The 24,958-nt window shown below is 56.3% G+C and carries 30 protein-coding genes; 11 read left to right on the forward strand and 19 right to left on the reverse strand.

Features of this window, described 5'->3' with window-relative positions; translation table 11 throughout:
• Positions 1–270 precede the first annotated feature (270 nt).
• Positions 271–2,235 (forward strand): AAA family ATPase, encoded by a 1,965-nt coding sequence (locus tag EN852_RS01555; RefSeq protein ID WP_127874641.1) that lies wholly within the window; start codon positions 271–273, stop codon positions 2,233–2,235.
• A gap of 159 nt (positions 2,236–2,394) precedes the next feature.
• Positions 2,395–2,970 (forward strand): recombinase family protein, encoded by a 576-nt coding sequence (locus EN852_RS01560; protein ID WP_127874642.1) that lies wholly within the window; start codon positions 2,395–2,397, stop codon positions 2,968–2,970.
• Between the two features lie 46 nt (positions 2,971–3,016).
• On the opposite strand, the gene EN852_RS01565 is transcribed toward EN852_RS01560, so the two are convergent.
• The 5 genes from EN852_RS01565 to EN852_RS01585 form a co-directional block, all read right to left on the reverse strand.
• Complete coding sequence (locus tag EN852_RS01565) at positions 3,017–5,557, reverse strand: caspase family protein (RefSeq protein WP_127874643.1); 2,541 nt, start codon at positions 5,555–5,557, stop codon at positions 3,017–3,019.
• A gap of 81 nt (positions 5,558–5,638) precedes the next feature.
• Complete coding sequence (locus EN852_RS01570; RefSeq protein WP_127874644.1) at positions 5,639–6,346, reverse strand: TIGR02594 family protein; 708 nt, start codon at positions 6,344–6,346, stop codon at positions 5,639–5,641.
• Between the two features lie 96 nt (positions 6,347–6,442).
• Entirely contained in the window at positions 6,443–6,727 is a 285-nt protein-coding gene (locus EN852_RS42130) for a hypothetical protein (RefSeq protein ID WP_348643421.1), read from the reverse strand.
• A gap of 148 nt (positions 6,728–6,875) precedes the next feature.
• Positions 6,876–7,157, reverse strand: coding sequence for a hypothetical protein (locus tag EN852_RS01580; RefSeq protein ID WP_127874646.1), 282 nt, complete (start codon positions 7,155–7,157; stop codon positions 6,876–6,878).
• Between the two features lie 15 nt (positions 7,158–7,172).
• Positions 7,173–7,640, reverse strand: a complete 468-nt coding sequence (locus EN852_RS01585; RefSeq protein WP_127874647.1) for a MucR family transcriptional regulator — start codon at positions 7,638–7,640, stop codon at positions 7,173–7,175.
• Between the two features lie 480 nt (positions 7,641–8,120).
• Between EN852_RS01585 and EN852_RS01590 the strand changes: the two genes are divergently transcribed.
• Both EN852_RS01590 and EN852_RS01595 read left to right on the forward strand, forming a co-directional pair.
• Complete coding sequence (locus EN852_RS01590; protein ID WP_127874648.1) at positions 8,121–8,687, forward strand: hypothetical protein; 567 nt, start codon at positions 8,121–8,123, stop codon at positions 8,685–8,687.
• Positions 8,688–8,720: 33 nt separating this feature from the next.
• Entirely contained in the window at positions 8,721–9,275 is a 555-nt protein-coding gene (locus EN852_RS01595) for a hypothetical protein (protein WP_127874649.1), read from the forward strand.
• Here the strand turns inward: EN852_RS01595 and EN852_RS01600 are convergent.
• Both EN852_RS01600 and EN852_RS01605 read right to left on the reverse strand, forming a co-directional pair.
• On the reverse strand, positions 9,269–9,850 hold the full coding sequence (locus tag EN852_RS01600; RefSeq protein ID WP_127874650.1) for a GIY-YIG nuclease family protein: 582 nt from the start codon (positions 9,848–9,850) through the stop codon (positions 9,269–9,271). The two genes, EN852_RS01595 and EN852_RS01600, sit on opposite strands and share 7 nt — an antisense overlap.
• Positions 9,851–9,874: 24 nt before the next feature.
• Positions 9,875–10,654 (reverse strand): hypothetical protein, encoded by a 780-nt coding sequence (locus EN852_RS01605; RefSeq protein ID WP_127874651.1) that lies wholly within the window; start codon positions 10,652–10,654, stop codon positions 9,875–9,877.
• Positions 10,655–10,734: 80 nt separating this feature from the next.
• Here EN852_RS01605 and EN852_RS01610 point away from each other — a divergent pair, with 80 nt between their 5' ends.
• A complete protein-coding gene (locus tag EN852_RS01610; RefSeq protein WP_127874652.1) occupies positions 10,735–11,436 on the forward strand; it encodes an SOS response-associated peptidase in 702 nt (233 codons plus the stop codon).
• 18 nt (positions 11,437–11,454) lie between these two features.
• Here EN852_RS01610 and EN852_RS01615 read toward each other — a convergent pair whose 3' ends face one another.
• Positions 11,455–12,303 (reverse strand): hypothetical protein, encoded by an 849-nt coding sequence (locus tag EN852_RS01615; RefSeq protein WP_127874653.1) that lies wholly within the window; start codon positions 12,301–12,303, stop codon positions 11,455–11,457.
• A gap of 38 nt (positions 12,304–12,341) precedes the next feature.
• On the opposite strand from EN852_RS01615, the gene EN852_RS40700 reads away from it, so the two are divergent.
• The 4 genes from EN852_RS40700 (at position 12,342) to EN852_RS01635 (ending at position 13,458) form a co-directional block, all read left to right on the forward strand.
• On the forward strand, positions 12,342–12,641 hold the full coding sequence (locus tag EN852_RS40700) for a hypothetical protein (RefSeq protein ID WP_189545653.1): 300 nt from the start codon (positions 12,342–12,344) through the stop codon (positions 12,639–12,641).
• 144 nt (positions 12,642–12,785) lie between these two features.
• Entirely contained in the window at positions 12,786–12,968 is a 183-nt protein-coding gene (locus EN852_RS01625) for a hypothetical protein (RefSeq protein WP_127874655.1), read from the forward strand.
• A gap of 35 nt (positions 12,969–13,003) precedes the next feature.
• A complete protein-coding gene (locus EN852_RS01630) occupies positions 13,004–13,189 on the forward strand; it encodes a hypothetical protein (RefSeq protein ID WP_127874656.1) in 186 nt (61 codons plus the stop codon).
• A 23-nt stretch (positions 13,190–13,212) separates the two neighbouring features.
• Entirely contained in the window at positions 13,213–13,458 is a 246-nt protein-coding gene (locus tag EN852_RS01635; RefSeq protein ID WP_246694140.1) for a hypothetical protein, read from the forward strand.
• A 71-nt stretch (positions 13,459–13,529) separates the two neighbouring features.
• Here the strand turns inward: EN852_RS01635 and EN852_RS01640 are convergent, their stop codons facing one another.
• A complete protein-coding gene (locus EN852_RS01640; protein WP_127874657.1) occupies positions 13,530–14,150 on the reverse strand; it encodes a hypothetical protein in 621 nt (206 codons plus the stop codon).
• Positions 14,147–14,509: a hypothetical protein gene (locus EN852_RS01645; RefSeq protein WP_127874658.1), complete on the reverse strand. Its 363-nt coding sequence runs from the start codon at positions 14,507–14,509 to the stop codon at positions 14,147–14,149. The genes EN852_RS01640 and EN852_RS01645 overlap by 4 nt, the downstream gene beginning before the upstream one ends.
• 106 nt (positions 14,510–14,615) lie before the next feature.
• On the opposite strand from EN852_RS01645, the gene EN852_RS01650 reads away from it, so the two are divergent.
• Positions 14,616–14,882: a helix-turn-helix transcriptional regulator gene (locus tag EN852_RS01650; RefSeq protein WP_127874659.1), complete on the forward strand. Its 267-nt coding sequence runs from the start codon at positions 14,616–14,618 to the stop codon at positions 14,880–14,882.
• Between the two features lie 44 nt (positions 14,883–14,926).
• Here EN852_RS01650 and EN852_RS01655 read toward each other — a convergent pair whose 3' ends face one another.
• Both EN852_RS01655 and EN852_RS01660 read right to left on the reverse strand, forming a co-directional pair.
• The gene (locus tag EN852_RS01655) at positions 14,927–15,289 is read right to left on the reverse strand and encodes a DUF3768 domain-containing protein (protein ID WP_210238215.1); all 363 of its coding nucleotides are present in this window, start codon (positions 15,287–15,289) and stop codon (positions 14,927–14,929) included.
• Between the two features lie 74 nt (positions 15,290–15,363).
• Entirely contained in the window at positions 15,364–15,978 is a 615-nt protein-coding gene (locus EN852_RS01660) for a hypothetical protein (RefSeq protein ID WP_127874660.1), read from the reverse strand.
• 605 nt (positions 15,979–16,583) lie between these two features.
• Between EN852_RS01660 and EN852_RS01665 the strand changes: the two genes are divergently transcribed.
• Entirely contained in the window at positions 16,584–18,263 is a 1,680-nt protein-coding gene (locus EN852_RS01665; protein WP_210238216.1) for a DUF262 domain-containing protein, read from the forward strand.
• A gap of 25 nt (positions 18,264–18,288) precedes the next feature.
• Here EN852_RS01665 and EN852_RS01670 read toward each other — a convergent pair whose 3' ends face one another.
• The 7 genes from EN852_RS01670 to EN852_RS01700 all read right to left on the reverse strand — a co-directional run bounded on the left by EN852_RS01670 (position 18,289) and on the right by EN852_RS01700 (position 24,822).
• Entirely contained in the window at positions 18,289–18,891 is a 603-nt protein-coding gene (locus EN852_RS01670; RefSeq protein ID WP_127874662.1) for a hypothetical protein, read from the reverse strand.
• Positions 18,892–19,059: 168 nt separating this feature from the next.
• Positions 19,060–20,268, reverse strand: coding sequence for a site-specific integrase (locus EN852_RS01675; protein ID WP_246694163.1), 1,209 nt, complete (start codon positions 20,266–20,268; stop codon positions 19,060–19,062).
• A gap of 261 nt (positions 20,269–20,529) precedes the next feature.
• Positions 20,530–20,823, reverse strand: coding sequence for a DUF1330 domain-containing protein (locus EN852_RS01680; RefSeq protein ID WP_189545655.1), 294 nt, complete (start codon positions 20,821–20,823; stop codon positions 20,530–20,532).
• A 28-nt stretch (positions 20,824–20,851) separates the two neighbouring features.
• Positions 20,852–21,049, reverse strand: a complete 198-nt coding sequence (locus EN852_RS01685; protein WP_127874665.1) for an SDR family oxidoreductase — start codon at positions 21,047–21,049, stop codon at positions 20,852–20,854.
• A gap of 133 nt (positions 21,050–21,182) precedes the next feature.
• Positions 21,183–22,613 carry a hypothetical protein gene (locus tag EN852_RS01690; RefSeq protein ID WP_246694141.1) on the reverse strand — a complete coding sequence of 477 codons (1,431 nt, stop codon included), beginning with the start codon at positions 22,611–22,613 and terminating at the stop codon, positions 21,183–21,185.
• The gene (locus EN852_RS01695; RefSeq protein WP_281407768.1) at positions 22,600–23,568 is read right to left on the reverse strand and encodes a GDP-L-fucose synthase; all 969 of its coding nucleotides are present in this window, start codon (positions 23,566–23,568) and stop codon (positions 22,600–22,602) included. The genes EN852_RS01690 and EN852_RS01695 overlap by 14 nt, the downstream gene beginning before the upstream one ends.
• A gap of 99 nt (positions 23,569–23,667) precedes the next feature.
• Complete coding sequence (locus EN852_RS01700) at positions 23,668–24,822, reverse strand: dihydrodipicolinate synthase family protein (RefSeq protein WP_127874667.1); 1,155 nt, start codon at positions 24,820–24,822, stop codon at positions 23,668–23,670.
• Between the last annotated feature and the right edge of the window lie 136 nt (positions 24,823–24,958).

A 24,958-nucleotide genomic window follows, 5' to 3' on the forward strand; every position in this document is an offset into this window, starting at 1 on the left:
CAGCAGTAGTCACACGAGGTCTGCATGACGTTGCAAAACTCTCCGTTCGGCGGGTTGGACTGTGCTCCCTATGCCGTTAGCGCTTCTTGTGACACCCTATCGAAAAGAGACTTTGATTTATTCGTACCAGGACTTGCGAGGGTTTCCCTCCAATCTTTTCACTCCATTGACCACAGGTAAGCAGCTCGTAAGTCTTGCCGTTCGACTTCTGTTCCGCCATAGATGCATTGGGCATTCGATGAGTACAGAGGCAAACAGGGCGGGCTTGAAATGAAGCTTAAGGAATTCAGGGTTCGCGAGTTCCGGAGTATTTGGGACTCTGGGCCGATCAAGGTCGATGGCCAGACGACCTGCTTCGTGGGAAAGAATGAGGCGGGCAAGACCACCATTCTCGACGCACTCTATCGCACCAACCCGATCAGAAAGGGCGACGCAGCATTTGACGAAACCTACGACTACCCGAAGCGCGAGGTTGAGGATTACCGCTTCTCGGTCGAGAAAGGAGAGCGAGAAGAGGCCGTCGTTGTGGAGTGCCTATATGAACTCGATGCGGACGACTTGCTCGCGGTCGAAGATGTGTTCGGGCCCAAGGCGCTCAAGGGCAAGACGTTTACTCGGAAGACTTACTACGGAAAGGCCAACAACAAATTCTGGATGTCCTGCGACCAAGCAGCGGCGCGCAAGCACTTGGCCAGCAATCCCGGCCTGTCAAACGAACTCAAGGCCTCTTTGGACAATGCCGCCGACTGGTCAGCATTCGCAACTGCGCTGAATGAGGCCGAAGCCACCGAGGCCGTCAACGAACTGAAGAAGCTTGTCGCCAAGGTCCAGGAAAACGGTCTGGACCATTTCGTCTTCAATTCGCTAATTTGGCCCCGCGCGCCCAAGTATCTGTACTTCGACGAGTACTACCAGATGGAGGGGCAGGCCAATCTTGACGCCCTCATCGCCCGCGAAGACAACGACCAGCTTGAGGACTCCGACTATCCGCTGATCGGCCTCATCAACCTAGCACGGTTGGATCACCGCAAGCTCGTGACCACCAAGAACACGACCGAACTCAAGAACAAGCTGGAAGGCGCTGGCAACCACTTGACCCAGCGCATCGTCAAGTACTGGTCCCAGAACCGACACATTCAGATGCGGTTCGACGTGCGTGACGCCCGACCCGAGGACCCCGAGGGGATGCGGCAAGGGGTCAACGTATGGGGTGAGGTCTATGACACCGTTCACTGGGCTACAACGCCCCTGCGCAACCGCTCTCGCGGCTTCGTTTGGTTCTTCTCGTTCTTGGCATGGTACGAGGATGTGAAACGCCAGAAGCAGAACGTCATCTTGCTGCTCGATGAGCCCGGTCTTTCACTCCACGGTCGCGCGCAGGCAGATCTATTGCGCTACTTCGACGCCGAGCTGTCTGGCCATCAGCTTCTATACACCACTCACTCACCGTTCATGATCGATCCGACAAAGTTCGAGCGCGTTCGCATCGTTCAGGACCGGGGTATCGACGCTACCGAAGCACTGCCCAAGGATAAGGACGGCACCAAGGTGCTGGCTAATATTTTCGACGCCACCGACGACAGCCTGTTTCCCTTGCAGGGGGCGCTTGGGTATGAAATTCAGCAGACTCTGTTCATCGGTCCGAACTCACTCATCGTGGAGGGGGTTGCGGACATGCTATATTTGCGCGCCGTTTCCGCTCAGTTGGAACGCGAGGGGCGGATTGGGTTGTCCGAGGCGTGGGTCGTCACGCCAGTCGGCGGCAGTGGCAAGGTGCCCACGTTCGTCTCGCTACTTGGCTCGCAGACAGGACTCAATGTCGCCACTTTGCTGGACATCCAGAGCAGCGACAAGCAAATGATCGAGGACCTTTATAAGAAGAAACTGCTCACGAAGAAGCAGGTCTCTACGTACGCCGACTTCACCAGCACCCCCGAGGCCGATGTGGAGGACATGTTCGACCGCGACTTCTACTTGCAGCTCGTTAACGACGAATTCGGCGGGCAGCTCAAGGCAAAGATCACCCTGACCAAGCTAAATGCGAACGAGCCGCGGACGCTGCGGGCCATCGAGGCTTGGCTGGCCGACAACCCAATGAAGTCCGGCGCATTCGGGCATTATCGGCCAGCCCGCTATTTCTCGGACAATCTCACCGCCTTGTGGCCGAAGGTGTCCGACGCGACTAAGGATCGCTTCGAGGCGGCGTTCAAGCATTTGAACGGGCTGCTGAAATAGAATGGCCCGCCGACACCGACCGGCGGGGAGGTTTTGATGTACATCAGGGTATACCCCGGCGTGACGTAACCAGCGTCAGGCATTCATGCGTAACATTGGAGTTGACAGCGACTATTTGTGACAAGGTAGCCTCAAGCCTAAACCTTGAGGTGACACCACATGAGCCGGATAGGCTACGCCCGCGTTAGCACGGTCGATCAGGACCTTGACACTCAAATCGCCAAGCTAAAGGCCGAAGGGTGCAGCATCATCCGGTCGGAGAAGGCATCTGGAGCCAGCCGGGACGGCCGGGCCGAACTAGCGACCATCATCGACTTTCTGCGGCCCGAGGATGAGCTTGTCGTGACACGGTTGGATCGGCTCGGCCGGGACACGCGCGACGTTCTGAACCTGATCCACGAGTGCGAGCAACGCGGGGCCTTCGTGACGGTCTTGGACCCGCATGTCTCGACCCGTGGCGAGATGGGCCACATCGTGATGACCGTGTTAGGCATGGTCGCTCAGATGGAACGCCGCTTCATTAAGGAGCGTCAGCGGGAGGGAATCGACAAGGCCAAGAATGCTGGCCTTTATAGGGGTGGGAAAGCACGTATCGACCATTTACACATCGTCGAGATGCACAAGAAGGGTATCAACGTGTCGGACATTGCAAGGGCGATCGGATGCTCGCGTATGCAGGTCTACCGAGTTCTAAGGTTGTCCGATCATATAGCTAGTACTGACCATACCACGTGACGTCTTGGCCAACGCCATCGGCAACGTGGCTACATCGCAAATTAGACTAGTTCATCCCTAAGCCCGCTATAAATTCCTGAATTGATTCGAGAGTTGCAGCACCAACTTTCCCGTCAACTTTTCCATGATAGCCAGCGGATTTAGTCAATATTTCCTGAACCGATTTTCGGGTTTCAATCGACAGGCCCTCGAAACGATCCCCTGAATGGGCACCCGGGTCTTGGGCTACTGCTAGTAAGAGGTATTCTGCCGCTCGCTTCGGATTTGCCTCTTCCAGTCGCAAAGCGAGCGCCATTGACGCATCCGAATTGCCCGCTTTCGATGCCTTCTCAAGCCAAATTCTGGACAACTCTCCATTTTTCGGAACGCCGTCACCGGTCTCATACTTCTTCGCGAGCAGGTTCATTCCCCAATCATCTCCGATCTCTGCTGCAAGCCGATAAAGTCTCGCGGCTTTCTCCTTGTCTGCGTTTCCATCTATGCCTTCCTCGGCAAGTGCCCCGAGTCCGGCCACGGCATCGCCACTTCCCAACTTCGCTGCTGCTTCGAAGAGCCCCAACGTTCTCTTTGGATCCGTGTCGAATAGAGCGCTTCCGAGCATAACCATTCCGATCGAATCCTGCCGCTTGGCTGCAGCCTCTAATAGCTTCACTCCCTCAACTCTCCGGTCACTTCCGAGAAGCGCAATTCCCAAATTCCGAGAAAATCGCGGTTCGCTTGGGAATTTTGAAACAGCCTCTGTGCATGAATCGATAGCTTGCTGGCCCGTCAAAACAAGTCGAACTACGCTACCAAAGAGAGAAACAGCGTGGGCTCCGTAGGGATAGACCCGGTCGCACTCTTGGTAGGGGATAATCGAGTTCTGGTTATTACTATTCGCTTGATCCCCCACCCCAGCCACGGTCCGAGCGGCTAACTCTACCACGCTAGTCAACAACGGGGTATAATCCTTCTCACAGATACTAAAGACTTTGCCCCCCGTAAGCGCAGAAAGTTCCGAATACATCAAGCCGAAAAATGATCCTGCCTTCGTCTGTGTGTCCTGAAAAATCTGATTATCCTGCACGGCCTCACATTTTACGTCTCCTGGCATAACTATGATCGAATTCCAGACAAATTTTTTCTTTGGCCACCTTGCTTCAACTTGATTGATTAAGTGATTCGTTCTATCGATGTCCTCAAGAGCAAAGAATTGCTCGCTACTTTCTTCCGCTCTACCTCCGGTACTTCTTTCGTCTTCGTCTGACACAACAATCGCAAACAATGCTGCGCCATTTCTTATACAGCTATCTTTACGAGCGACGTGCAAAGAAAGTTGAGCTATCGCGCGCTCATCTGAACTCCATTCAAATCCGATGTTTAGGATGGTTTCTTTTAGTAGCTTTGCGCCGTTGGAAACGCGCCTAGATATGACTCTTTGCTCTTTGGCAAAATAACCATTAAGTTTTGTTCCAAAATCAACTCTATTTCCCTGATAATATCCTATATCAGTCGTCAAAAGACAGACGTTATAGTCTATATCTGTTCCATCAAGACTTTTAACAAAGCCCTCCATCGCCGCTGCCAATTTCTTCTGCTCAGCCTCCATCGTAGATGAGTCATCCGCAATCAAGAGAAAATCGACAGCATTCCGATTCCGCGGTGTGCCGTCTGCAGATTTGACCGGCCCGAAAACCATGTTGCCGGGGAGTAATTCTATGTTTCCTATCTCAGGGATCTGAGTCTTATGAGAGTTGATCGACAGATTGTCCCTAATAAAGGTAGAGATTTCGGTGCCGGTCACATACCCGTCGCCGTTGCTATCACCGGAGTCCAGACTCGCAGCAAACAGACGGGTAAAGGCTAGATTCGCTGCAACTTCCGCTCCAACGGAGCCTGCGGTAATTATCTGCCGCGACGGCCGGTTCAGCTGCTGGGTAAATAGTATATCATCTGGATCGGGTGGCGTCGGTCCGTCTAGCTGGGTCATGATTAGACCAGCTCGACAGGCTTCCAGTGCGAAAAATGCGTGTTTGACGGTTATTTGTCTAGCAAATTCAGTGATTTGTGTCACCGGCATCGCGACAGCATAAAAGTCACCCTCCTTCGTGACTGGGTTAGGCGAATCCGTTGGAACCAGAAACGCCCTCGGCCCGCCCTCATCGCCAATGTCTCCTATCTGATAGCCATGGCCATAATAGTAGAATAGTATCCGCCCTGTCTGGTCATACCCGTACTTGGCGAAGAACTGCTGTAAAACTTCGCGCAGATTCCGACCGTTGAGATCTCTCCAAACATGAACGTTAAAACCACGCCTCTCTAGGGGTTCGACAAGAAGCTTCTGCGCCGTATCGGCCTCGGAAGAAATGCTATCCCACGCGCCATCTGTGTAGTTCCCCTCAATGATGATTATAGCATTGCTATTGTCATATAATACGTGATTTACTCCCTGATTATCTAGGATAGAAAACGATAGATCTTTTGTTAAGTTCGGCGGGCTTTCGTACGCTGGCGGCACGGTCCATTCCAGACATGCGGCGTTATCTATCGTCAGCAGAAGTGCAATTATCAGGCCCGCTGCTGATTTAACTGCTTTCGACAATCGCATTTTAGTTGACTTCTCTATAGTTCAGTCTTGGCCGGTTGGTTTTTTCGATCAACAGCAAACTCCTTAGACCTCTAGCAGTTGTTACCTGTGCAACCCCTTTTTTGTGGCTATTCGGATGAGCTGGAGGTCTGCGTTGGTTCGAAGCGTTTTCTCCTGGATCAAATGCGTCTTTCCTGCGATATGATTTCCGCCAAGCACGACAACGGAATTGGCTTGGGTCGTGCTAACGCTCTCAAAAAATGCCACATGGCCATGTACGGGATCGGACTTGTGCCGGAAGATGGCTATGTCGCCTTGCCTAGCGTCACTGAGCGATGCCCCGTCCTGATCGGCCCACACTGTTGTTCCCCAGTCCACGAAACTCTGGGACCCAGCGTGATGGGTCCCTTCCATTTCGGATCTTTGCAAGCACCAATTGAGAAATGCCGCGCACCAAGGCGTCGTGTCGCCTGCGCTCTTGTCATGAGTGGCGGCGAAAAAAAGCACGATGATGGGATTCGCATATTCGGTCGGCCACGCTCGTATCCATTTCTGAGCGACATCGCCAACAAAGTATTTTGCGACCTCGATGGGTGTGACACCCCAAGGCGAGGCGTCCATCACAGCTTGTGCCTGTTCCCACCTCTCATCGTCTTTTGGGAGAAGTTTGGGACCGAGTGTTTTCCCTTGATTTTCGTTTTCGCTCAGCCATTCGTCTAAGTCAGTTCTCCAATCGACACTTGCAGCCGATTTCGACGATGAGAAGCTAAGGGCCGCCGCGCCTAGCATGAGGCCTCGTCGTGTGAGCATTACTGCCCTCCGTCTTTCTCCATTAGAGGGATATAATATGAAGACTGCGCTGCCTTCGAGTCAATGCAGATTTACTCGCTCGCCACCCTAACCTCCCTAGACCTTGGCCTTCCGCCACCCAGCCCACCACGCTTCCCATTCGGAGCAGAACCATCTTTCGCCGCGAGCCGGGTTGATGCGTGTCGCCGAGTAATATTCTTGACCGGGCACATGATAGATGCGCTCGCCGCGATCATTGATATTCCCCTTGATGTCACAGCCCACTCTGCGCGCCTCGCTCCGAGTCGATGATGTGCCGGGATAATGAACACTTGGAAGCAGGTGCCGGGTGTCTGTCGCGACGTACGCGAGGGACACCGTGCCAAGGAGCGCTAGAGAAATCGGAAAGCGAGCCCGAAGAAGCGAACGCCACAATGGCCTTCGCGCCGGTGAGCCCATAGTTGTATAGGCTTCCCCATACCCTCTCTCCCGCGACGAGGAATGCTTCCGTCTGGGGCAAGAGTCTAGAGAAGGAAGAAGGCACGTCGGCCTATTCTGAACTGTCCTCGCCACCTTCGTCGGCGGGGACCTCATCGTCTGGCGCTGGCTGCTGCTCGTCAACATAGGCTTGACAGCCTTCATTGAAGGACTGGCTGTTGCCGTCGCAGTCGGTGGCGTCCGAAATACCATTTCGTTCCGCCCAATCGTATCCTGCTTGGTGCCCCGAGCAGTCCGCGGTGCAATCGTAGCCCTCGAAGGTCTGCTGGGCCATTGTGGGCGAGACCCACAATCCCAGCCATACGATCATCGCAAACGCTGCAGCTTTGATCATTGGCTTGACCTTAACTCAGGATTTCGGCCGCCGAACGGCAGCGCGCTTGGTCGCTCGCTTAGAGGCTTTCACGCCCGCCTTGCGTCCGAGGCCCGACGACTTCGCAAGAGCTGATCGCTGGGCGGCGTAATTGGGTGCCACCATTGGATAGTCTCGAGCCAAGGTCCATTTGGAGCGGTATTCCTCCGGCGTCAGCCCGTAGTGGACGCTGAGGTGCCGTTTGAGCGATTTGAACTTTTTCCCATCCTCCAAGCAGACAATGTAGTCGGGAAACACGGATCTCTTGGGATTGACCGCGGGAATGAGCTCGGGCTCCGTCGCCTTCGACGGCCGTCCGATTCCCCTTAAGGCAGAATTGACGCTTGCGATAAGGTCTGGAAGACCTGTCGCTGGCACCGCGTTCATTTGAACGTATGCTGCCACAATATCTGCAGTCAATCCCAAAAGATTCGCGCTTTCTTGGTTGTTAATTTCGACCGTCATACTCTCTCTCCTCATTGCCATCGTGTTGTTTATTCGTGAACCTTATGCGACGCAACCAATCGGTGTGTGTTAACTTTTGCGGGGATCGCCACGTTGACGCAACGTTCAAAAGTGTCACTCCATGAACATTGGCGAAGAGAATATCGGCATTGGCCTTATGCCCGACACCTTAACCGGCGTGAACTTAACAAGCGGATAAGGGATATTTTCCTCAATTTACTTAGATTGACGCCAGACGCGAAGGTTGGGGTGCCACCTGTAGATAACGATAACGGCATCTGGTGGATGAAGTGGACACATGTACTTGAGGAGATGGTCTTTCGGTATGGTCCTTTCCCCGACGGATTTGATCAAGACGTCCTACACTCGGAGCCATTGCCGAATTACGCGTCGGAGCTTGCGGCAAAGGCAGCATCTCGAATTTCGTCCTTAGGCCTTCGTCGGGGTTCGGTCTTTCTGAAACTCGGAAGGCGAGTTTACATGGAGGATCTTTTCAATCTCGGTAAGCTCAGGCTGCAACCCGCAAGTTTCTTCTCACGCCCCGAGCTAAACCAAGCTGTTCGCGATGACGAATTGAGCCTGCCGCTGTCATTTTCCCTTACGAAGCAACAGTTGAAAGCTCTAGTGGCAAATCCGCAGGACGTTCCTGAGTCGGTCTCGGAACATCGTCTTGACATCGAATTTTCATCCTCGGCTGATTTTTGGATGTACTGCGTAACGCAGTCCGTTGAGCCGAGACTCGTTGTAGACTTTGAGGCAGAGGCCTGTGTCCTTGTCCGGCACCGTGACGAATTCCGCAAACGACTGATCGAAAGTGCGCGCGATGCAACAAGCAATGCAACCATGAGGGAAGGAGCAGCTATCTATGTTGATCCGCTCCTGCCGAAGACTCCGAAGATTTTCGTGCCTCTGAGCAAGCCTTTCGGTTACAGCTATCAGGATGAATACCGATTCTGTTGGCTTCCCGAACCGGCTAACCCGCGACTTGGGCCACTGGACATTTGCATCGGCTCGATTGACGATATCGCAGAGCTGATAGTCTTGTGATCGTGTCGATGGCGGCAAAGATGGGCAATTCTGATGCCTGCGTATTCTGGAAAAGCTCAGCCCTACTTGGATGCCATTGCAGAGAGCGTCTTTGCGTCCGGGTTCGTCAGGGACTGGCTGATCAAAGGCACCCCCGCTGCGTCCCACTATACCGGAAGCTCCGTCCTGATTGAGGAACAACGCGCTCAGCGCTGGCAGACACGACCCACGAAGCAGCCTTTTTGGGCGAACTATTGGTGTGGCTTAGACAGCCGTTGCACGTGCCGAGTTCCCGACAGCAAGGGGCTCGAGTCGGACGCCATTTTCTTCTTTCGAAATTCCGCGGAGCGTGTTCTCGCGGTTCATGTCGAGTTCAAGCATCCGGGAGAGCGCTTTGGCTACGGCCAGCCTGAAGCATACCCGCTTCGCGCCGCCTGCTTCGCCAAAACCTACCCAAGCCGCAAGACGCTAAACGCTCACCATGACTGGACAACCGTGATCTTCTGCGGTTCGGAGACAGCATCCGATCCGAGGCTCAAGAACTTCGAGAGAGTAATTTATCACTCAGAAGCAGCGAAGGTCATCGAAGCGTATCCAAACGGCTACTGACCCGCGCTCCGCATATTCCACGGCAGGGCGAACTTCTTGATCAAACCCAGTTCCAACCCCGCGCTTCCGTGGACCGGCAAACCGTTCCATTCCAGATCTGGTGGAAACGCAGCGTAGACATCAATCTTGGGGTGCCTCGCCAATTCGTCGATGATAATCGCGTTAATCCGAAGACTAGTGCGCTGGGAGACGCCCGGGCGACCATAGAAATAGAGGCGCTTGGCGAGTCCCATGGTTGCCACGCCAACATACAGGACGGCATCGCCTTTCGCGAACGCATACACGCCCACCGCTTTTGGCAGCTCTCTGTCGAGGACGAGGCGCTGCTCCGCCGAAAGTATCCAACTGCCGACGTGCTCGAAGCCAGCAGTTCTGAGATCGCTCACCAGAAGCGGTGGTTTGCTTGGTTTTGCCGCCGCCGAAACCGCGTTGGAGATAGGCCTATCTCCAACGCTAGTGCGAGCGGCGTGGAGCACTCCGTAAGCGAATTGATAGCGAATGCCGAGAGTACGAGCTATCTCTGCCGTGCTCATGCCAGATTTCGCCAATTCGCGGATTTTCTCAGACTTGCTCATGTTGGCAGTGGCGCGTGACACGTCTCAAACAGGAAGCTGCGATACCATGCCCTTGAGGCGCTTGAGCGCCGCGTCAAGGGTGGTGGGATCGGTTTTGGCGGACAGCGCCTCTCGAGGCTTGCGACCGAGAAAGTAGGCGATGCGTTCCGCGTTTGCGCCGCTCGGATGGGGTAGTCCGTCCAAAACGTTAGACCGCGCAATCGCCCCGGATTTCACAAGGTGGTTGACTCCATCCCCCGCCTTAGGCCCAAGCGGTATCCATACAGCTTTCGGAAGCGCTGCGGCCTCTTCGCGCAAGAACTCGTCGATCATGCGCCTTAGCGACGGATGCGATGTCATAGGCGGCTGGCCGTTGTAGTTTGTCGATCCTACAAACACCGGATATCGCAGCGCCGAGGTAAAGTGTACCAATCGCTTTTGGGTTGACCACAGAGCTGCGGTTGAGGTGATGCCCAGCCATTCTGCCAACCCAATGTGGTCCAGCATCGCCACAAGGTTGGTGCGCATCGAGCCAGAGAACGATGCGAATACCTTAGCGGCGGCCAAAGCCGACTCCTCGGTGTCTCCTGCCATCAGTCTTCGACGTAGCTCGATGAGTGCGTTGCCAGCTTGCTGCGCACCCGGTGTAATGCCGACGATGACAACGCGCGCTTCGCGCTCGATGTGCTCGAAAGGCGCATAGCTGATAACAAGGTCTCCCGAACGCTCCAACAATAGTCTCCCGCCAAGCGTCACATCAGATCGCAGGGCAGCTTCGTGGGTTGAGCGGATGACCGAAGAGTAGAGGGCGAGCTTAGCAGACATGTTCGCCTTATAGCTCGTACCCAACGGGAGGCAACGCGGATATCTGGCGGAAGGCTCGGCGATGTTGCAGATTGCGAACTATGTGCAATCTCTACAACATCACCACCAGTCAAGAAGCCATCCGTCAGTGGACTCGCGCGCTGCGAGACATCGCGGGCAATCTTGAGCCATCAATTGATATCTATCCCAACACGCCCGCCCCGGTGGTGCGTAACGCATCTGGCGGCCAGCGCGAGCTTGCAAATCTGTTGTGGGGGATGCCATCACCGCCCGAACGCGTGAAAGGCAAGGCCGACTACGGGACCACGAACGTTCGCAAGACCAACTACTTCCATTGGCAGCAGTATCTTGGGATCGAGCACCGCTGCGTGGTGCCGGTTACGAGCTTCGCGGAGCCTAGCCCGGTAGATGTGAAAGACCCCGAGACCGGCATCAAAAAGAGCTACTGGTTCGCTCTGAATGAGGACCGCCCGCTGTTCTTCTTTGCTGGCCTGTGGACCGCTTGGCACGGGGTGCGCAAATTGAAAGATGGCCCGGCCGACCACGAGGTTTACGGATTTCTGACAACTGAGCCCAACGCTCTGATCAGACCGATCCACGAGAAGGCCATGCCAGTGATCCTGACCACGAAGGACGAGGTGGACATGTGGCTCACAGCGCCATGGTCGGAAGCAAGACACCTGCAGCGGACAGCCCCGGACGATGCGTTGGTGATTGTCGAAAAGCCGGTCACCCAGATCAAGTTCCCGCCGCAGGCTCCAACTCAAGGGTCGCTCTTTTAGCCGTGCCCGGGCAGCGTTCTATCTGGCGCAATCGGCGTAGCGATACGAATTATAGGGCGCGATCACCTCATCATCTGTTGGAGTAAAGCCACCAAGTAGGTCGGCAACTAGGCCTCCGTGTTCGCCTTTGGCGGGATCGGCAGATTGGCCAGTCTGATAGGCCTCCTGTCTAAATGCCGGGATTACCACCGTTTCCGATGATGCATTGATGTCACCGGTCGTCTCATAAGGAAGTTCGACGTCGCCTCTGGGTGCCAACGGGAAGGTTACGCTGCATATTGAGAACCCATTTGAGCAGGTGAACTCGCCGTGTGCAGCCCAGACCTGTTTGCCCGCCCTTTGTTCGGTCAGCATAACGTTTCCTTGCGTGTCGCCGTCAGTGAACCGCAACTCCTGGAATGACGCTGCATTCGTGTCTTCGTAAAGGGGCGAGCGATAGAGCCTTGAGTTGAAGGGACAATCGGTCCCTGAAGCTGCTCGGGGCTGTGAGCCCGGCGTTGATTGTGGCTGGCTCAGGTTGACAGCATCGCAACGCTTTAGGACTTGTAGCGGCGGAAAACTGGCAATCTTTCCGTTCCCTAAACGCAGCAAAAGTTGTCGTTCTGCCGTGCGGGTTCCGTCCTCTTGGGGACAACTCATATCGAGAATTACGCCGTCCAGACCTTTCAATGCTGTGGTTCTTTTGATGGGACAACCCGGCTGCTCCCAATAGTGAACCGCATTTGCAGTGAAGGTCACTCGGGTGTCGCTGGTGAGGCAAGCGGTAGTGCTTTGATCAGAAAGGAATGCGTCTTGCCACCATTCTGCAGATGATGCGGGTGCAAAACTGAGCAAAAAGCAAAGAGAGCCTGCTATTGCTTTCTTCATTTGAGCTTCCCCCTCTTAGACAATCCACGCGTATGCCCATGAATAAGTCAATAGTGGACTGCAAAGCCGCTCGTCTAAAGGTCGTCCTTCCAGATCACGCGACGGACCATACGGACCCCTACAAGCCGCCTAACCCGTATCTTTACGCCCTGTGCAGCGCTGGGCAGCAAAATGTCCACATCGAACTCGCGGCGGCGACAGCGCTCATGCCGCTCGACGTCCCAAAACGGAATGTCCCCCATCAACTTGGCCAGATCACCGGGCAGATAGTGCCGCGTGATGTTGCAATTGATGCACCGGACGCGGATCAACTGCCCGATCTCGTGGGCACGGTTTAACGTCTGAACGACGCGTCGAGTTCTGCTGCTGGGCTCCGGCATAGCCCAACGGATAGGAACCTATTCCTCGCCGAGTCAATTCGACCTTGACAATTTTGTTCCCATTTTGTTCACTGTGGACATGGACCATTAGGAGTCAATGAAATGGACCAGATTGTCCGGCTCGATAGCCGCCAAGAGGCCGCGCTTCAAACCGCGGCGGATAAATTCATTGCCCTCCATAAGGGCGACGCGGTGAAGGCACTTAAGGAGATGATCGTGCTCAACGGGCATCTTCAGCAGCGGCTTGATGCGCTGTCACGACCTACCCAGAAGCGGCTTGCGTGACCGCGCGCCTCGAACGTGGGTGAAGGAGAAAGCAAATGCTCAAGAAACCCCCTCATATGCCGACCGGAGTTTCAATCGGCATGATCAGTGACGGTCAAGAAAAGGTTGGGGTGCTGACCTTGGAAACCTTAGGGGAAGACCTCGAAATTGCCATCAATCTGCAGGCGGTGGATGTCATCACGAAAGCTCTCAACGCGCTCGGCCAGGAGCTGCGTAGATAGCGCCGTCAAAGAAAGCCACATCGATGTCGCGCCACCAGTTCGTGCAAGAGTTGGAACAAGCCGCCGACCACATCGGCTATGCCTCGCGAGCCGATCTGCAGGTGTTGCTGCGCCGTGCTGCGCTGCTCTTGCGAAACGTTGGCGGGCTCGCGATTGAGCCGGGCACCGACGAGATCCTCAATGAGCTGGCGGCCGAGATGGGCAAGCCCAAGCTTGATCTGGTCGAGACGATACTAGCCGACTGGTTGACGGCCAACGGTGCCGTGTGAACTAGACGAAGAAAGCCCGGCCGACGGCAATGCCTAGTCCACCCGCTGTCGGATAGTTCGTTTATGGGGCGCTAGTTGAATTTGACCTGCGGTACTCGTTCGACCTTGAGGTTTAATTTTCCATCCCATGCGCTGGCGGAAGCCGTAAATCGTTCCGCTGCCGCCTGTTTCACCCCAACATACCAAACGAACTCGAACTGGGCAGAACCTTGGCTTCGCAACTCTGACCGCGCCTCCATGCCGTTTTCGAGCCCGTAGCTGTCAACCAGTTGCTGCGCGAAATCCTGCAGCGCCATCAGGCCTTCGATATCGAAGAAGCATTGGTCGAGATCCAAACGCTCAGCCCGTCCGTTTTGAAAAGCGACAGTTCCGCACAGCTGTTGATCTTTCATTATAAAGAGCGAGCCCGGACCCGCGTCGAGCACGTTCGGACCACCATCAGTTCGTACCCCCAAGGCCTCTGGTGTGGGAATCTGGCTTTTAAGGGCGAACGAATGATCCAGGGCTTGACTAAGTTGCGCCTCGGTCATTCCGAGCTGGATGCCACGGAAGGACGATGCATCGGCGCTAGCCTCATCGGTCGCTTGAGCAACTATTGAATTCTCCGTTGACGGCCGCTCCGCTGCGACAGAGGCGAGCGAACAAAGGCTAGCCGCAGCAACTAGAGCGAACTTCCATATGGCCTTATTCATTTCGTCTTGGCCTCCGTTGAACCCGATCCGGCTCGGAGACGGCGAGCGTTTCTCCATGCGAAGAACGCCATGGCGGCCAGGATGAGGTCGGCGAAGGCCCAAATCTTCATGTCGGTAAAGGTGCTGGCGGCGATAAAGGCGAACAGGCTGCCCACGACGAAAATGATGGCGGAGACGAGTGGCAGGCCGAACGCAAAGGCACCGCCAACGAAAAACAACAGGCCCACCAACAAACCTACCGACCCGGCTCCGGCGAGGTCGTGGTTCGATGTGAGGCTTCCGCCGGTCGCCACTGCACAGGACTGCAGCATCGAAACCAAGCCAAGCAAAATTCCAATTATTCCAACTGCGATTTTCATTTCATTTCCCCCGAAGTGCACATGACTCGTGCAGGCCCCTACCATTGAAATAGGGGACTATTGGTCCGTCGATTGTCAAGCCGTTCGTATTGCTTTCTTGCGGACAATGAACGTCCGCAAGATCATTGGCTGGAATCTCCGCAAGCTCCGTGTCGAGCGCGGCTTGTCGCAAGAGCGGCTCGCATTGGCCGCAGATATCGATCGCGCTTATGTTGGGCGCATCGAGCGCGGTTCGGAAAACGTCACGACCGATACCTTGGCAGCTCTGGCAGAAGCACTTGGTGTCCCTCCTGCCGAGCTTCTGATCGAGCCGCCGAAGGATGCGCGCGAGCCTGCGCCGTTGGCGTCGGGCAGAAAGCCAAAAGCGGGTTAGAAGAAAGGGCAGTTGTGCCCGTGTGCCCTGTGCAGCAGACGGCATCAGTATTCCTCCGGCAGCATGACCGTCATGACGCGAATGGTGACGGCAGCGTCGGCCGGGTCCGGCGATAGGTTCGCCAGATTCCGATCATAGCAATCTATTTTGAAGAACAGCTGCCGCTCGCCGACATGAAGGAGCGCGCAATCGTGTTCGCCCCAAGGATCGTTGTTGTTATCGAAGGCGTCGAAGTTGGCGACCGCCAGCAGGATGGCAGCGATGTCATGCGCAGGCAGCGCGGCGACACCGGCGGTCATCACCATGCGGCCGCCGACGCCGGTCTTCCGCAGTTGATCGTTGAGGGTTCGAATGCGCATCTTCCTGTCGGCAGCGACACGATCGACGCGCTCTGTTGAGCAGGTCATGATTTGGTTCCTTGGGTGGATGTTTGCTTGAACGGTGACGGGCCGGGGCGAACCCAGCCCGTCGCAAGGCCGGATTACTTCTTGGCCAGTTGCCGCGGGTGGATCAGGCCGAGCTGGTAGTAGCTGCGGTCGATCGAAGGGGAGTCAGGGTAATCACGGAACTTCAAAGTGAATATGCCTCTGGCCTTGGCTTTGGTAATGCGGGCTTCGAAATATCCCTCGTCGGGGCCTTCCGATGCCAGAACCAAGTCACCAACCGTCAGCTTGGCCCACGGGTCGGGTGAGCCATCATCGCCCGAACCGGCCCCTTGGCCGTCGTCGGCATGGCCTTTTCCGGCCTCAGGCGAGCCCGCTGAAGCGTTTTCGGCGGCTTCGGGGTCATCGGTGCCGGTCGAGGCCCGTCGCGGCTCGTCAGCGACGCCTGCTAGGGCCGCGATGCGAGTATACAGATCGCCCTTGCAGAACGGCACGAACGCCTTACCGCTGTCGAACAGCTTGCCCAGAGGCAGCCGCATGACGACATCGGCCACTTCTCCGGGCTCGATACGGTGCGAGTGCATCCCCATCAGCTTCGCCGCACCCTCGGCCGCCTCGACGTCGGCCAGCAGGAATTTCGATGCATGGGGCTTGTAGGTTTCATCCCTTCCAAAGACGATCAATGAGGGGGTGGTTTCGGAGGCGACACTCATCGACCTGCCTCCTTAAATGAAGAAGGGGCCTTTCGGCCCCCTTCGGTGTGCTTTGCTGGCTGCCGACACAAGGTGCCGGGTCGGTCTGTGAAAGGCATCGTGATAGCTCCTGTTAAGTGCTGGCCTAGCCGCGTCAATCGACACAGCTCGCCGCCAATAGTATACAGGAATATTTTCCTATTGTCAAGAAGCCGTGGAAGATCAGCTATTTAGATCCGCTCGACGATTGCCTCAGCAGGGCATTGTTAGCTGAGTATTTCCAGGCCAGACAGAGCAGCCGAAATGTCTGCGGCTACCCGCCCCGGCAGGCGGAGCCTTCCGCTTCCATCCCATCAAGCGGCCTCAGTCGAGTACACATTAGGAAAGGCTGAAGTGTCAGCTGTCAGCCTCAGGCGTTGCCTTGGATGCTGCTGGCAGTTACCGTTGAAGCGACTTTTCGATTCTACCTGCCATCCCTGTTTTTGGGACTTTCACGGACAACATCGCGAACCGGCCGGAGGGCAGTTTTCTTTGGAAGCATCGTTGGCGCAGGCCGCGCTGCTTCTTTCTTGACGTAGACAACTTCAGCCAGGATGGGGGCAAGTATGGAGTATATACCGGTTCGCGTGAGAGACCTGATTCGACAATTGAATCGTGATCTGTACCTGCCTGCCATCCAGAGGGAGTTTGTGTGGAGACCGGAGCGGATCGAACGCTTATTTGATTCGATGATGTCCGATTTTCCAATCGGTTCATTCTTATATTGGAGACTGGAGCAGAAGAACAAAGACGAGTGGCCGGTCTACGAATTTATCCGAGACTTCGACGATGAAGATCCGCACAATCCCGCAGCCAATATGTCTGGAATCACCAAGGACGTCACGCTGGTACTAGATGGCCAGCAAAGAATAACATCCCTCTTCATTGGCCTTTGTGGTTCATATCGATATTTTCACTACCGGTGGCGTAAAGAGAAACTATACATGAATCTGCTCAAGGCTCCGACGCCCAATGAGGACAACCCCGAGGAACTCACCTATGGCTTCGCCTTCAGGGAAAACGATGAGCCGAAAGGTGAGAAACCCCAGCTATGGTATCCCGTCGGTCGAATCCTGGATTTCGAAGACGCCGAAGACGCCAAAGGAGATATGAAAGCCCGGTTAGCCAACCTTGGCGAGGAGCAGCGCGACAATGCCCAAAGACTGATCGGACGTCTGCATAACCGCGTCCATACGACCCTCATAGGGAACTACTATGAAGAGAAGTCTCAAGATTATGACAAGGTGCTACAGGTATTCGTCCGGGCAAATTCTGGCGGTCAGCCCCTAGAATATTCCGACCTACTCCTTGCAACGGCAACGGCTAAATGGGAATCGCTCGATGCGCGGAGCGAAATCCACGAATTTACCGATTCACTTAATGACATTGGAACGGGGTACAGCTTCGGGAAAGACTTCGTCCTTAAGGCAAGCCTGTACCTGACTGACGGCCTTCCAATTCAGTACAAGGTGAAGAACTTCACAAGACAAAACCTTCGCCTGATCGAGGCCAACTGGGAAAACATCAAAAAGGCGCTTTCAACAACAGTAAGGCTGATTTCTCGGTTCGGTTTCAACAGCAAGAACGTGGTGGCTCCTTTGGCGCTGCTCCCTATTGCGCTCTATATCAGGAAGCGCGGCAACTGGTCATTTGATACCTCGTCACGCGTTGAGGACGCCGAAGCCCAAGTGACAATCCGCAAATGGTTCGTGTTTTCGACGCTGAAGAATGCGTTTGGTTCATCAACGGATACGACGCTGACGCGCTTGCGAGAGTTGTTGAAGGATTGCAACGCGACGACCCCATTCCCGGCTAGTTCGCTTTATAAATCGCTGGGTATCGAACCAAGTTTGAGTGAGACGGAAATCGCTCGCATTTTGGAATACGGCTACCAAGAGAGATACACAAACCTTGCCCTTTCCCTTTTGTACCCCGATCGCGACTGGAAGGATGCGGCCTTCCACGAAGACCACGTCTTCCCGAAAACCGAGTTTCAGACAAGCAAGTTGAAGAATAGGGGATTTGACGACGCCAAGGCTCAACTCTACCTGAGCAAATTCAACACGCTTGTGAACCTCCAGCTTCTGACAGAATCGGAGAACCTGTCGAAGAATGCCACGCCGTTTGACGAGTGGCTCAAAACCCGAGAGTCGGCATTCAAAGCGCGGCATCTGATACCTGACCTTTCGGTGTATGGATTTGATGCCTTCGAGGAGTTTCAGAAGAAGCGAGCCGAGCTGATCGCCACTGCACTGAAGAAGCTGTAGCGCTACCTAGGCTCGGCCTTGATCTTCACGTAGATTCATATTCTTTTGGGTCGACCAGCTTGCGGAGCTGAACGCCAATGTTCATGCGCTGCTGGCCGGGATTGAGATTGTCGTAACGCTTCTCGATTCCGTACTTTCTGGCAACCGCGTAGAGCTGTTCAAGGAGAAGGACGCCATTCTCGTCCCTAACCTGCTTATTCAGCCACGTATTGAACGCGCTATTCTTCGTGTTTTTTATCCACGCGTCGCGCTGTTCTTTCGTGATTTTCATGGCTTCCCGAGGACCGCTCCCCGCTGGGCGATAGGTGGTCCCGCTGGTGAACAGGCTCGGCCGCGTTATTCGCAAAGCTGAGCGATCCGTCTCGTACCCCATTGCCGCCATAACTTGCCTGACCATGTGACCGATCATCTGTTTTACACGATCATCCGAGACCTCCTCGCCGAACTCTGCCACTAGGCCTGCGGCCAAGGGCTCAACGGCTGCCCTGTCCAAAAGAGTGGCCGTTTCCATCCTGATGAGGTTGTCACGGTGCTTGAGAAACGACCAAAGCTCCTTCCCGAGTTCGGTTTCTGCGAGGTCGCGAAAATTCTGCGGCACATAGCGGAGTTGACCTAGATCATTGCTCATTTCACTCTCCCATTTTACATGTGTCACATATACATCTATTTTTGACACATGTCAATAGTACATGCGTAGATCGCCTATCGAGGCTCGCCGATCTTGACCTGGAGTATATGAGTGCGAAGTAGCCGCTCGGAACGAGAACGCCTGTGAACGCGTTCGGCTACGCCGGTCTCACTTCGCCGCGAGCTTCTTAGCGATTTCATCCGAAATCGCATCGGCAGCTGATTGAACCGGCCCTTTGGCAAGATGCGCGTAGCGCTGGGTGGTGCGCGCTTGGCTATGACCCAAAAGTTTGCCAACCACATAGAGGCTCTGACCAGCCGATACCGCGGAACTCGCGAAGCTGTGCCGCAGATCATGTAAGCGAAAATCACCGAGACCGGCCCGAATGCGTACAGCGTCCCAGATTTTTCGAATGCCAACCACCGGCCCCTCCCCCCTTGCCGATGGAAAAACCCAAGGGGAGTTTGCAAACCGGGGCATATTCATCAGCAAGTCCTTGGCAGCGCTTCCAAGATGAAGCTGGCGCGCACCTGTTTTGCTGTCAGGCAGCGAAACCAAAGAGTTTTCCAGATCTATCCAGCTCCATTTAAGGCCAAGAGCTTCGCTCTTGCGGCACCCGGAGAGGGATAAGAACCGAATAGCCGCCAGCGCCACGGGGTTCGTACCTGACGCCTGTTCGGCCACAAGGGCCTCCCCAAGCCGTTTGAGCTCCTCAGAATTGAGATATCGATCGCGGGTCCGGAGCGAAAACTTCTTGATCCCTTTCGTCGGGTTATCTTGCCGGATGCCCAACTCAATGGCGAATGTCATCATTGAGGATAGAAGGTCTAGGGTTCGATTGGCGGTCCCCGGCCCTCCCTTCACGATCGCTCGACCCCTCGGACCGGTCTTCTCATCGGTCGCGGTTTTCCCAGCCTTCACAGAGGAAAAGAAGGACTGGATATCAGGTTTGGTAAGAGTGCGAACGTCCTTCTCGCCGATGAGCGGAATGACGTGGCGAATTGCCGAGCTACGATCCCGTGCCAGAGTGGTTGGTTTCTTATGGGCGGAAGCCTGCTCGAGATATTTTTCCCAGAGCTGCTTGACCGTAACGCTAACCTTGTCGGGAGGCCTGTCTGCTGGATCGACCCCAGAGGCCACTATCCCGCGTAGGCGCATGGCTTCGTCTCGTGCGCGATCCGGCGACCAAGGCTGACCGTACTCTCCAATTGTTATGCGTCGAGGGGTACCGGACTTGCCTACACGATATTGGAGAACAAACACCTTCTTCCCCAATGGCGTTACCTTGACACCAAACCCCTTCAACGCATCGTCCCACCAAAAGGTGTCTTTCTCTCCGGCGACCAATTCATCGACGGAACGCTTCGAAATTCGCATCTTCACTGCAACTGGCCCCCAATTCAGCAATCGTGTGGTAATCAAATTGAAGGGAAAAGTACAGCTCTTGCGGGTAGGAGAGTGACAGTTTTTTCAATGATTTCAGTAGCGGCGGGATGGTGACGGTACAGCCGGGAATTGTAAGCCTGATATTGACATTGCAGGGGTCACAAGTTCAATCCTTGTCACGCCCACCATCCTTCTCATAACTCAGAGACTTGGCCGGCACAAATCTCCTGCGTTTGGCGTCTGGCGGCACCGCTACCCGAGATCCCCTTCGAACATCACAAGCGTGCGATTAGACGCCTTCAGCGCGAAGCGGATGGCTTGCGCATAGGCCGGGTCGGCATAGCAGGCCTTGGCGATCTCCAGCGACGGAAATTCCACAAGCACCATGCGCTTGGCGTCACGCGCCTCGACGAGCAGCGGCGGCTGTTTCGTCGTGTTGGTGCGTGCCTGGTATTTTTCGCCGATTGGCTTCCAGAGCCGGGCGTACTCGGCCTGCGCCTCCTGGTCCGAAATCTCGGTTCCGACGATGAGCCAGTATCCCTTCACGCTGAAGCGCTCCCTAATGATTGCCGGCCTACACCATGAACTCGCCGCCGTTGACGTGCAACAAATGTCCAGTGACGAACTTGCCCATGTCCGATGCGAGATAGAGGCAGGCATTGGCGACGTCCTCGGCCGTCCCCAATGCCCTTAACGGCACCGTGGCTTTCACGTGCTCGTAGGTTTCCACGAGATTGGGATACCAGGCCGCGTTCCTGTCCGTGTCCAGCAACCGCGGGGCACCCGGTCATGGCCGCAGCCCTAAAGCATGTCTCCCGAAAGTGGGAACCGGTTTCGGGATAAAGACATGCGTAAATCAAAAAACCTAAAGCGTATGGAGCGAATCCGAAGGATCGCGACGCGCTTTAGATTCGAATCCCGGCTTTCCAGAGCCGCAGCCGCGCTTTCGCCAGAAGACCGGACTGAGGCGTCACCAATGGCCGTATGTGGCGTTTGATCCTCTTGAACAGGGCATTGTCCGGTTCCGCCTCCAGCGACATCGCAATCATCCGGCGGGCCGGTTCCAGCTTTCCGAACACGACATGGAGGATATGCGCCGAGCATGCTGCCGCATAGGGATGCCCATCGGCGGCCGCCGCGAAGAAGAATTCGAAATCCTTCGACATGACATGGCCGAGCCACGACCTGCCGACCAGAACGCCAATCGCGCGCAACGGCATTGCGGAGGAGGCTTCGAACTGCCTGGTCATGAGCCCCTTCAAAACGGCCTCGCCGGACCGGTAATCACAGTCGCGAAAGAACGCTGCCGCGATTTTGAGCGGATAGATGTCGTTCTCGGGATCCAGCGCGTAAGCCTTTCCGAGGATGTCTTTTGCCCGCGTCGGGCTGATCTGGCCTTCGAGGTCGAGAAATGCGCTTTGATAGCCGAAGGCGGCCTCGAGCGGGTGGTAGTCGCCCTGATGACGGCTCAGTTCGCCCAGGATCATTTCTGCGGCTTTCGAACCGCCGAACAAGGTCTTCGGGTGGATGAGGGCGATATCGCCCATCGTCGATGCCACGGATGCATAGACGCTGCTGCCTGCATAGATTGTCCGGCAGCGCGCCATCAGCCTCATTTCGAAGAATGCCCTGAGCGTCTCATCCTCGAATTCCGCCGATCCCAGATCATCGCTCAGCAATGCGCCGGTTTGCGACCGCAGATATTCGAGCGTCGCGCGATCCTGACCGATCAGCAGGGTTGTCAGGCCTTTCGACGAAAGCTCCGAGGCGATGGACTTGACCAGGGTCGAGGCTACCACCTTGTCGCTGAAATCCAGCATGAAGCGATATTTGCCGCGGACAATGTCGCCGCTGCGAAGATGCAAAGCCGCGGTCGGCCCAGGAAAGGGGCGCCTGTCGGCGGCATCGAACGCCTGATTCACGGCCTGGGAAAAGCCGAAGCCTCGCAATGTCTCCGATCGCCGGACGAGTTCGGGTCCGCCGCGAAAAAAATCCAGTATCTTGAACTCGTTGCAGATCCAGCCGCGAAGACTTCGCCGTCCCGCCGCGGCATCGAGACTGGCACGGGTAAAGGCCACCTCCTCGAGAACTTCGAAACCCGTTGGTTCGACCCTCTCCCCCAGCCAGTGCTTCTCGATAAAGTCGGCGGAGAATATCTTGTCGACCTTCTCGACCGAGTGAAATTCGTCGTCATGCATCGGCCACCAGGTAAAGCCGAAGCGATAGCCAAGCGTGTCGGCAAGGGCCTTGGCGTTGACCATGGCCAGAAGGCGGCCGCCCAGACCGTCCTCCCTGGTCGCCGCTATGAGTTTCGACTGAGGATCATGCAGGGCCAAGACGGATATCGCCTCCCTCGACATGTTCAAGGAACCACGCATAGGTCTGTTCCAATCCACGTCGAAGCGAATATGCCGGTCTCCAGCCGGTTGCGAAGAGGCGCGACACATCCATCAGCTTGCGCGGCGTGCCGTCGGGCTTCGTCGGATCGAGTTCGATCGAGGCGGCGGCGCCGACGACGGATACGACAGTGCTGGCGAGCTCCGCGATGGTGACATCCTCGCCGCTCCCGACATTGACGTGGCCATCGTCCGCATAGGTCTTTAAAAGCCAGACAAAGGCGTCGGCGGCATCGTCGACATGCAGGAATTCCCGCATCGGCCGGCCGGACCCCCACACCGGCAGGGTCTTTTGGCCGGTGCGCTTCGCCTCATGCGCCTTGCGCATCAGCGCCGGAATGACATGGCTGCTGCCTAGATCGAAATTGTCGCCCGGACCGTAGAGATTGGTCGGCATTGCCGAGATGTAGTTGGCGCCATATTGCCGCCGGTAAGCCTGGCAGAGCTTCAATCCGGCGATCTTGGCGACGGCGTACCATTCATTGGTGGGTTCGAGCGGACCGGTGAGCAGGGCGTCTTCCGGGATCGGCTGCGGCGCGAGTTTCGGATAGATGCAGGACGAGCCGAGGAACAGGAGTTTCTGCACCTCGCTGCGAAAGGCAGCTTCGATCACGTTGGTCTGCACGACGAGATTTTCGTAAAGAAAATCCACCGGGAAGCTGTCATTGGCCATGATGCCGCCGACCTTGGCGGCAGCCATGATCACCGCGTCCGGCCGGCGGTCCTGCATCCATCGGCGCACGCCGGCCTGGTCGAGAAGATCGAGCTCGCTGCGCGCGACGGTCACGATCTCGCAATCCTCGCTTGCCAGGCGGCGCACCACCGCCGAGCCGACCATGCCACGATGACCGGCGACGAAAATGCGCTTTCCTTCGAGGTCGAAGGTCTGGTCCACCCGGCAACCTTCCGCCATTGCCATATTCGTCCGCGCTCATTTCCGGCAAGCGAATACAGATTTGCCGGCGGAACGCAAATCCTCCCTGCGGGGACCGGCTCAGATGCCGGCCGTCGCCAGCAGGGTCTTCATCCTGGCAGAGGCAAGATCAGGGTCGGCCAGCAGGCCGGCCTGGTCGGCGAGGCGGAACACGTCCGCATAGTGGCATATGCCGCGCGCCGACTGCATGCCGCCGACCATGGTGAAATGGTCCTGATGCCCGTTCAGCCAGGCCATGAAGACGATGCCGGCCTTGTAGTATTCGGTTGGCGCCTCGAAGATTTTTCGCGACAGCGGCACGGTCGGCGCCATCAGCGCGTCGTAGCCGGCACGATCGCCATCGGCCAGCTTCGCCAGCGCGGCGTTGGCGACCGGCGCGATGGCATCGAAGATGCCGAGCAGCGCATGCGAATGCCGCCTGCCGTCGCCGGCGATCAGCTCCGGATAGTTGAAATCGTCGCCGGTGAACATCACGACGCCCTCGGGCAGCCGGTCGCGCAACTGCACTTCCTTGCCGGCATCGAGCAGCGATATCTTGATCCCCTCGACCTTGTCCGCATGCCGCTCGATGATGGCGACGACCGTGTCGAGCGCCGCGTCGAAATCGTTGCTGCCCCAATAGCCCTTGAGCGCCGGATCGAACATGTCGCCCAGCCAGTGCAGGATCACCTTGCCGGAGGCCTGGGACAGCATCCGGTCATAAACGCGGGCATAGTCTTCCGACCCCTTGGCCACCGCTGCCAGCGCGCGGCTCGCCATCATGATCGCCTTGCCGCCCTCGCCTTCGATGAAGGCGAACTGTTCCTCATAGGCGCGGATGACGTCATCGACCGTCTTGGCCGCCGCCGGCGCCAGGTGATCGGTCCCCGCTCCTGAAGCAAGGTCGGCGCCTGGCACAGCGCGCGCCTCGGCGATCGAGCGGCGGATTAGTTCCTTGGCGCTTGTCCAGTCGAAGCCCATGCCGCGCTGAGAGGTGTCCATGGCCTCGGCGATACGGAAGCCGAGCCGCCACAGATGATGGCGGAACGCCATGGTCCTGTCCCAGTCGACCGCCGGCCGCGACCACGGATTGGTCATGGCGATGGGGTCTGCAACGACATGGGCGGCGGCATAGGCGATGCGCGAAAAACGCGCGCCTTCACTCGGCGCAACCGGTTTGCCGACGAGCCGGTAGCTGACCCGGTCGCCGTTCTCCGCAGGCAAGATGATGTCCATCGAACTCTCCCGTCGCGGCTCCTATAAATGGAACGTTCCAATAAATCAAGAAGCTTTATGATTCAAGAGATCCGAGCCGGTCGGCTGCTGCACCGCGATGCGAAACCCTTGCGCCATCGAAAGATTTGAACCGCTC

It is taken from the genome of Mesorhizobium sp. M2E.F.Ca.ET.209.01.1.1 (assembly GCF_004010375.2).
In the GTDB taxonomy this organism is placed as follows: domain Bacteria; phylum Pseudomonadota; class Alphaproteobacteria; order Rhizobiales; family Rhizobiaceae; genus Mesorhizobium.

What these genes read in the sequence shown, in the direction of transcription:
- EN852_RS01555 (WP_127874641.1), top strand. Translation starts at nt 271, where the DNA reads ATGAAGCTTAAGGAATTCAGGGTTCGCGAGTTCCGGAGTATTTGGGAC.
- EN852_RS01560 (WP_127874642.1), top strand. Translation starts at nt 2,395, where the DNA reads ATGAGCCGGATAGGCTACGCCCGCGTTAGCACGGTCGATCAGGACCTT.
- EN852_RS01565 (WP_127874643.1), bottom strand. Translation starts at nt 5,557, where the DNA reads ATGCGATTGTCGAAAGCAGTTAAATCAGCAGCGGGCCTGATAATTGCA.
- EN852_RS01570 (WP_127874644.1), bottom strand. Translation starts at nt 6,346, where the DNA reads ATGCTCACACGACGAGGCCTCATGCTAGGCGCGGCGGCCCTTAGCTTC.
- EN852_RS01580 (WP_127874646.1), bottom strand. Translation starts at nt 7,157, where the DNA reads ATGATCAAAGCTGCAGCGTTTGCGATGATCGTATGGCTGGGATTGTGG.
- EN852_RS01585 (WP_127874647.1), bottom strand. Translation starts at nt 7,640, where the DNA reads ATGACGGTCGAAATTAACAACCAAGAAAGCGCGAATCTTTTGGGATTG.
- EN852_RS01590 (WP_127874648.1), top strand. Translation starts at nt 8,121, where the DNA reads ATGGAGGATCTTTTCAATCTCGGTAAGCTCAGGCTGCAACCCGCAAGT.
- EN852_RS01595 (WP_127874649.1), top strand. Translation starts at nt 8,721, where the DNA reads ATGCCTGCGTATTCTGGAAAAGCTCAGCCCTACTTGGATGCCATTGCA.
- EN852_RS01600 (WP_127874650.1), bottom strand. Translation starts at nt 9,850, where the DNA reads ATGAGCAAGTCTGAGAAAATCCGCGAATTGGCGAAATCTGGCATGAGC.
- EN852_RS01605 (WP_127874651.1), bottom strand. Translation starts at nt 10,654, where the DNA reads ATGTCTGCTAAGCTCGCCCTCTACTCTTCGGTCATCCGCTCAACCCAC.
- EN852_RS01610 (WP_127874652.1), top strand. Translation starts at nt 10,735, where the DNA reads ATGTGCAATCTCTACAACATCACCACCAGTCAAGAAGCCATCCGTCAG.
- EN852_RS01615 (WP_127874653.1), bottom strand. Translation starts at nt 12,303, where the DNA reads ATGAAGAAAGCAATAGCAGGCTCTCTTTGCTTTTTGCTCAGTTTTGCA.
- EN852_RS40700 (WP_189545653.1), top strand. Translation starts at nt 12,342, where the DNA reads ATGAATAAGTCAATAGTGGACTGCAAAGCCGCTCGTCTAAAGGTCGTC.
- EN852_RS01625 (WP_127874655.1), top strand. Translation starts at nt 12,786, where the DNA reads ATGGACCAGATTGTCCGGCTCGATAGCCGCCAAGAGGCCGCGCTTCAA.
- EN852_RS01630 (WP_127874656.1), top strand. Translation starts at nt 13,004, where the DNA reads ATGCTCAAGAAACCCCCTCATATGCCGACCGGAGTTTCAATCGGCATG.
- EN852_RS01635 (WP_246694140.1), top strand. Translation starts at nt 13,213, where the DNA reads ATGTCGCGCCACCAGTTCGTGCAAGAGTTGGAACAAGCCGCCGACCAC.
- EN852_RS01640 (WP_127874657.1), bottom strand. Translation starts at nt 14,150, where the DNA reads ATGAATAAGGCCATATGGAAGTTCGCTCTAGTTGCTGCGGCTAGCCTT.
- EN852_RS01645 (WP_127874658.1), bottom strand. Translation starts at nt 14,509, where the DNA reads ATGAAAATCGCAGTTGGAATAATTGGAATTTTGCTTGGCTTGGTTTCG.
- EN852_RS01650 (WP_127874659.1), top strand. Translation starts at nt 14,616, where the DNA reads ATGAACGTCCGCAAGATCATTGGCTGGAATCTCCGCAAGCTCCGTGTC.
- EN852_RS01655 (WP_210238215.1), bottom strand. Translation starts at nt 15,289, where the DNA reads ATGACCTGCTCAACAGAGCGCGTCGATCGTGTCGCTGCCGACAGGAAG.
- EN852_RS01660 (WP_127874660.1), bottom strand. Translation starts at nt 15,978, where the DNA reads ATGAGTGTCGCCTCCGAAACCACCCCCTCATTGATCGTCTTTGGAAGG.
- EN852_RS01670 (WP_127874662.1), bottom strand. Translation starts at nt 18,891, where the DNA reads ATGAGCAATGATCTAGGTCAACTCCGCTATGTGCCGCAGAATTTTCGC.
- EN852_RS01675 (WP_246694163.1), bottom strand. Translation starts at nt 20,268, where the DNA reads ATGCGAATTTCGAAGCGTTCCGTCGATGAATTGGTCGCCGGAGAGAAA.
- EN852_RS01700 (WP_127874667.1), bottom strand. Translation starts at nt 24,822, where the DNA reads ATGGACATCATCTTGCCTGCGGAGAACGGCGACCGGGTCAGCTACCGG.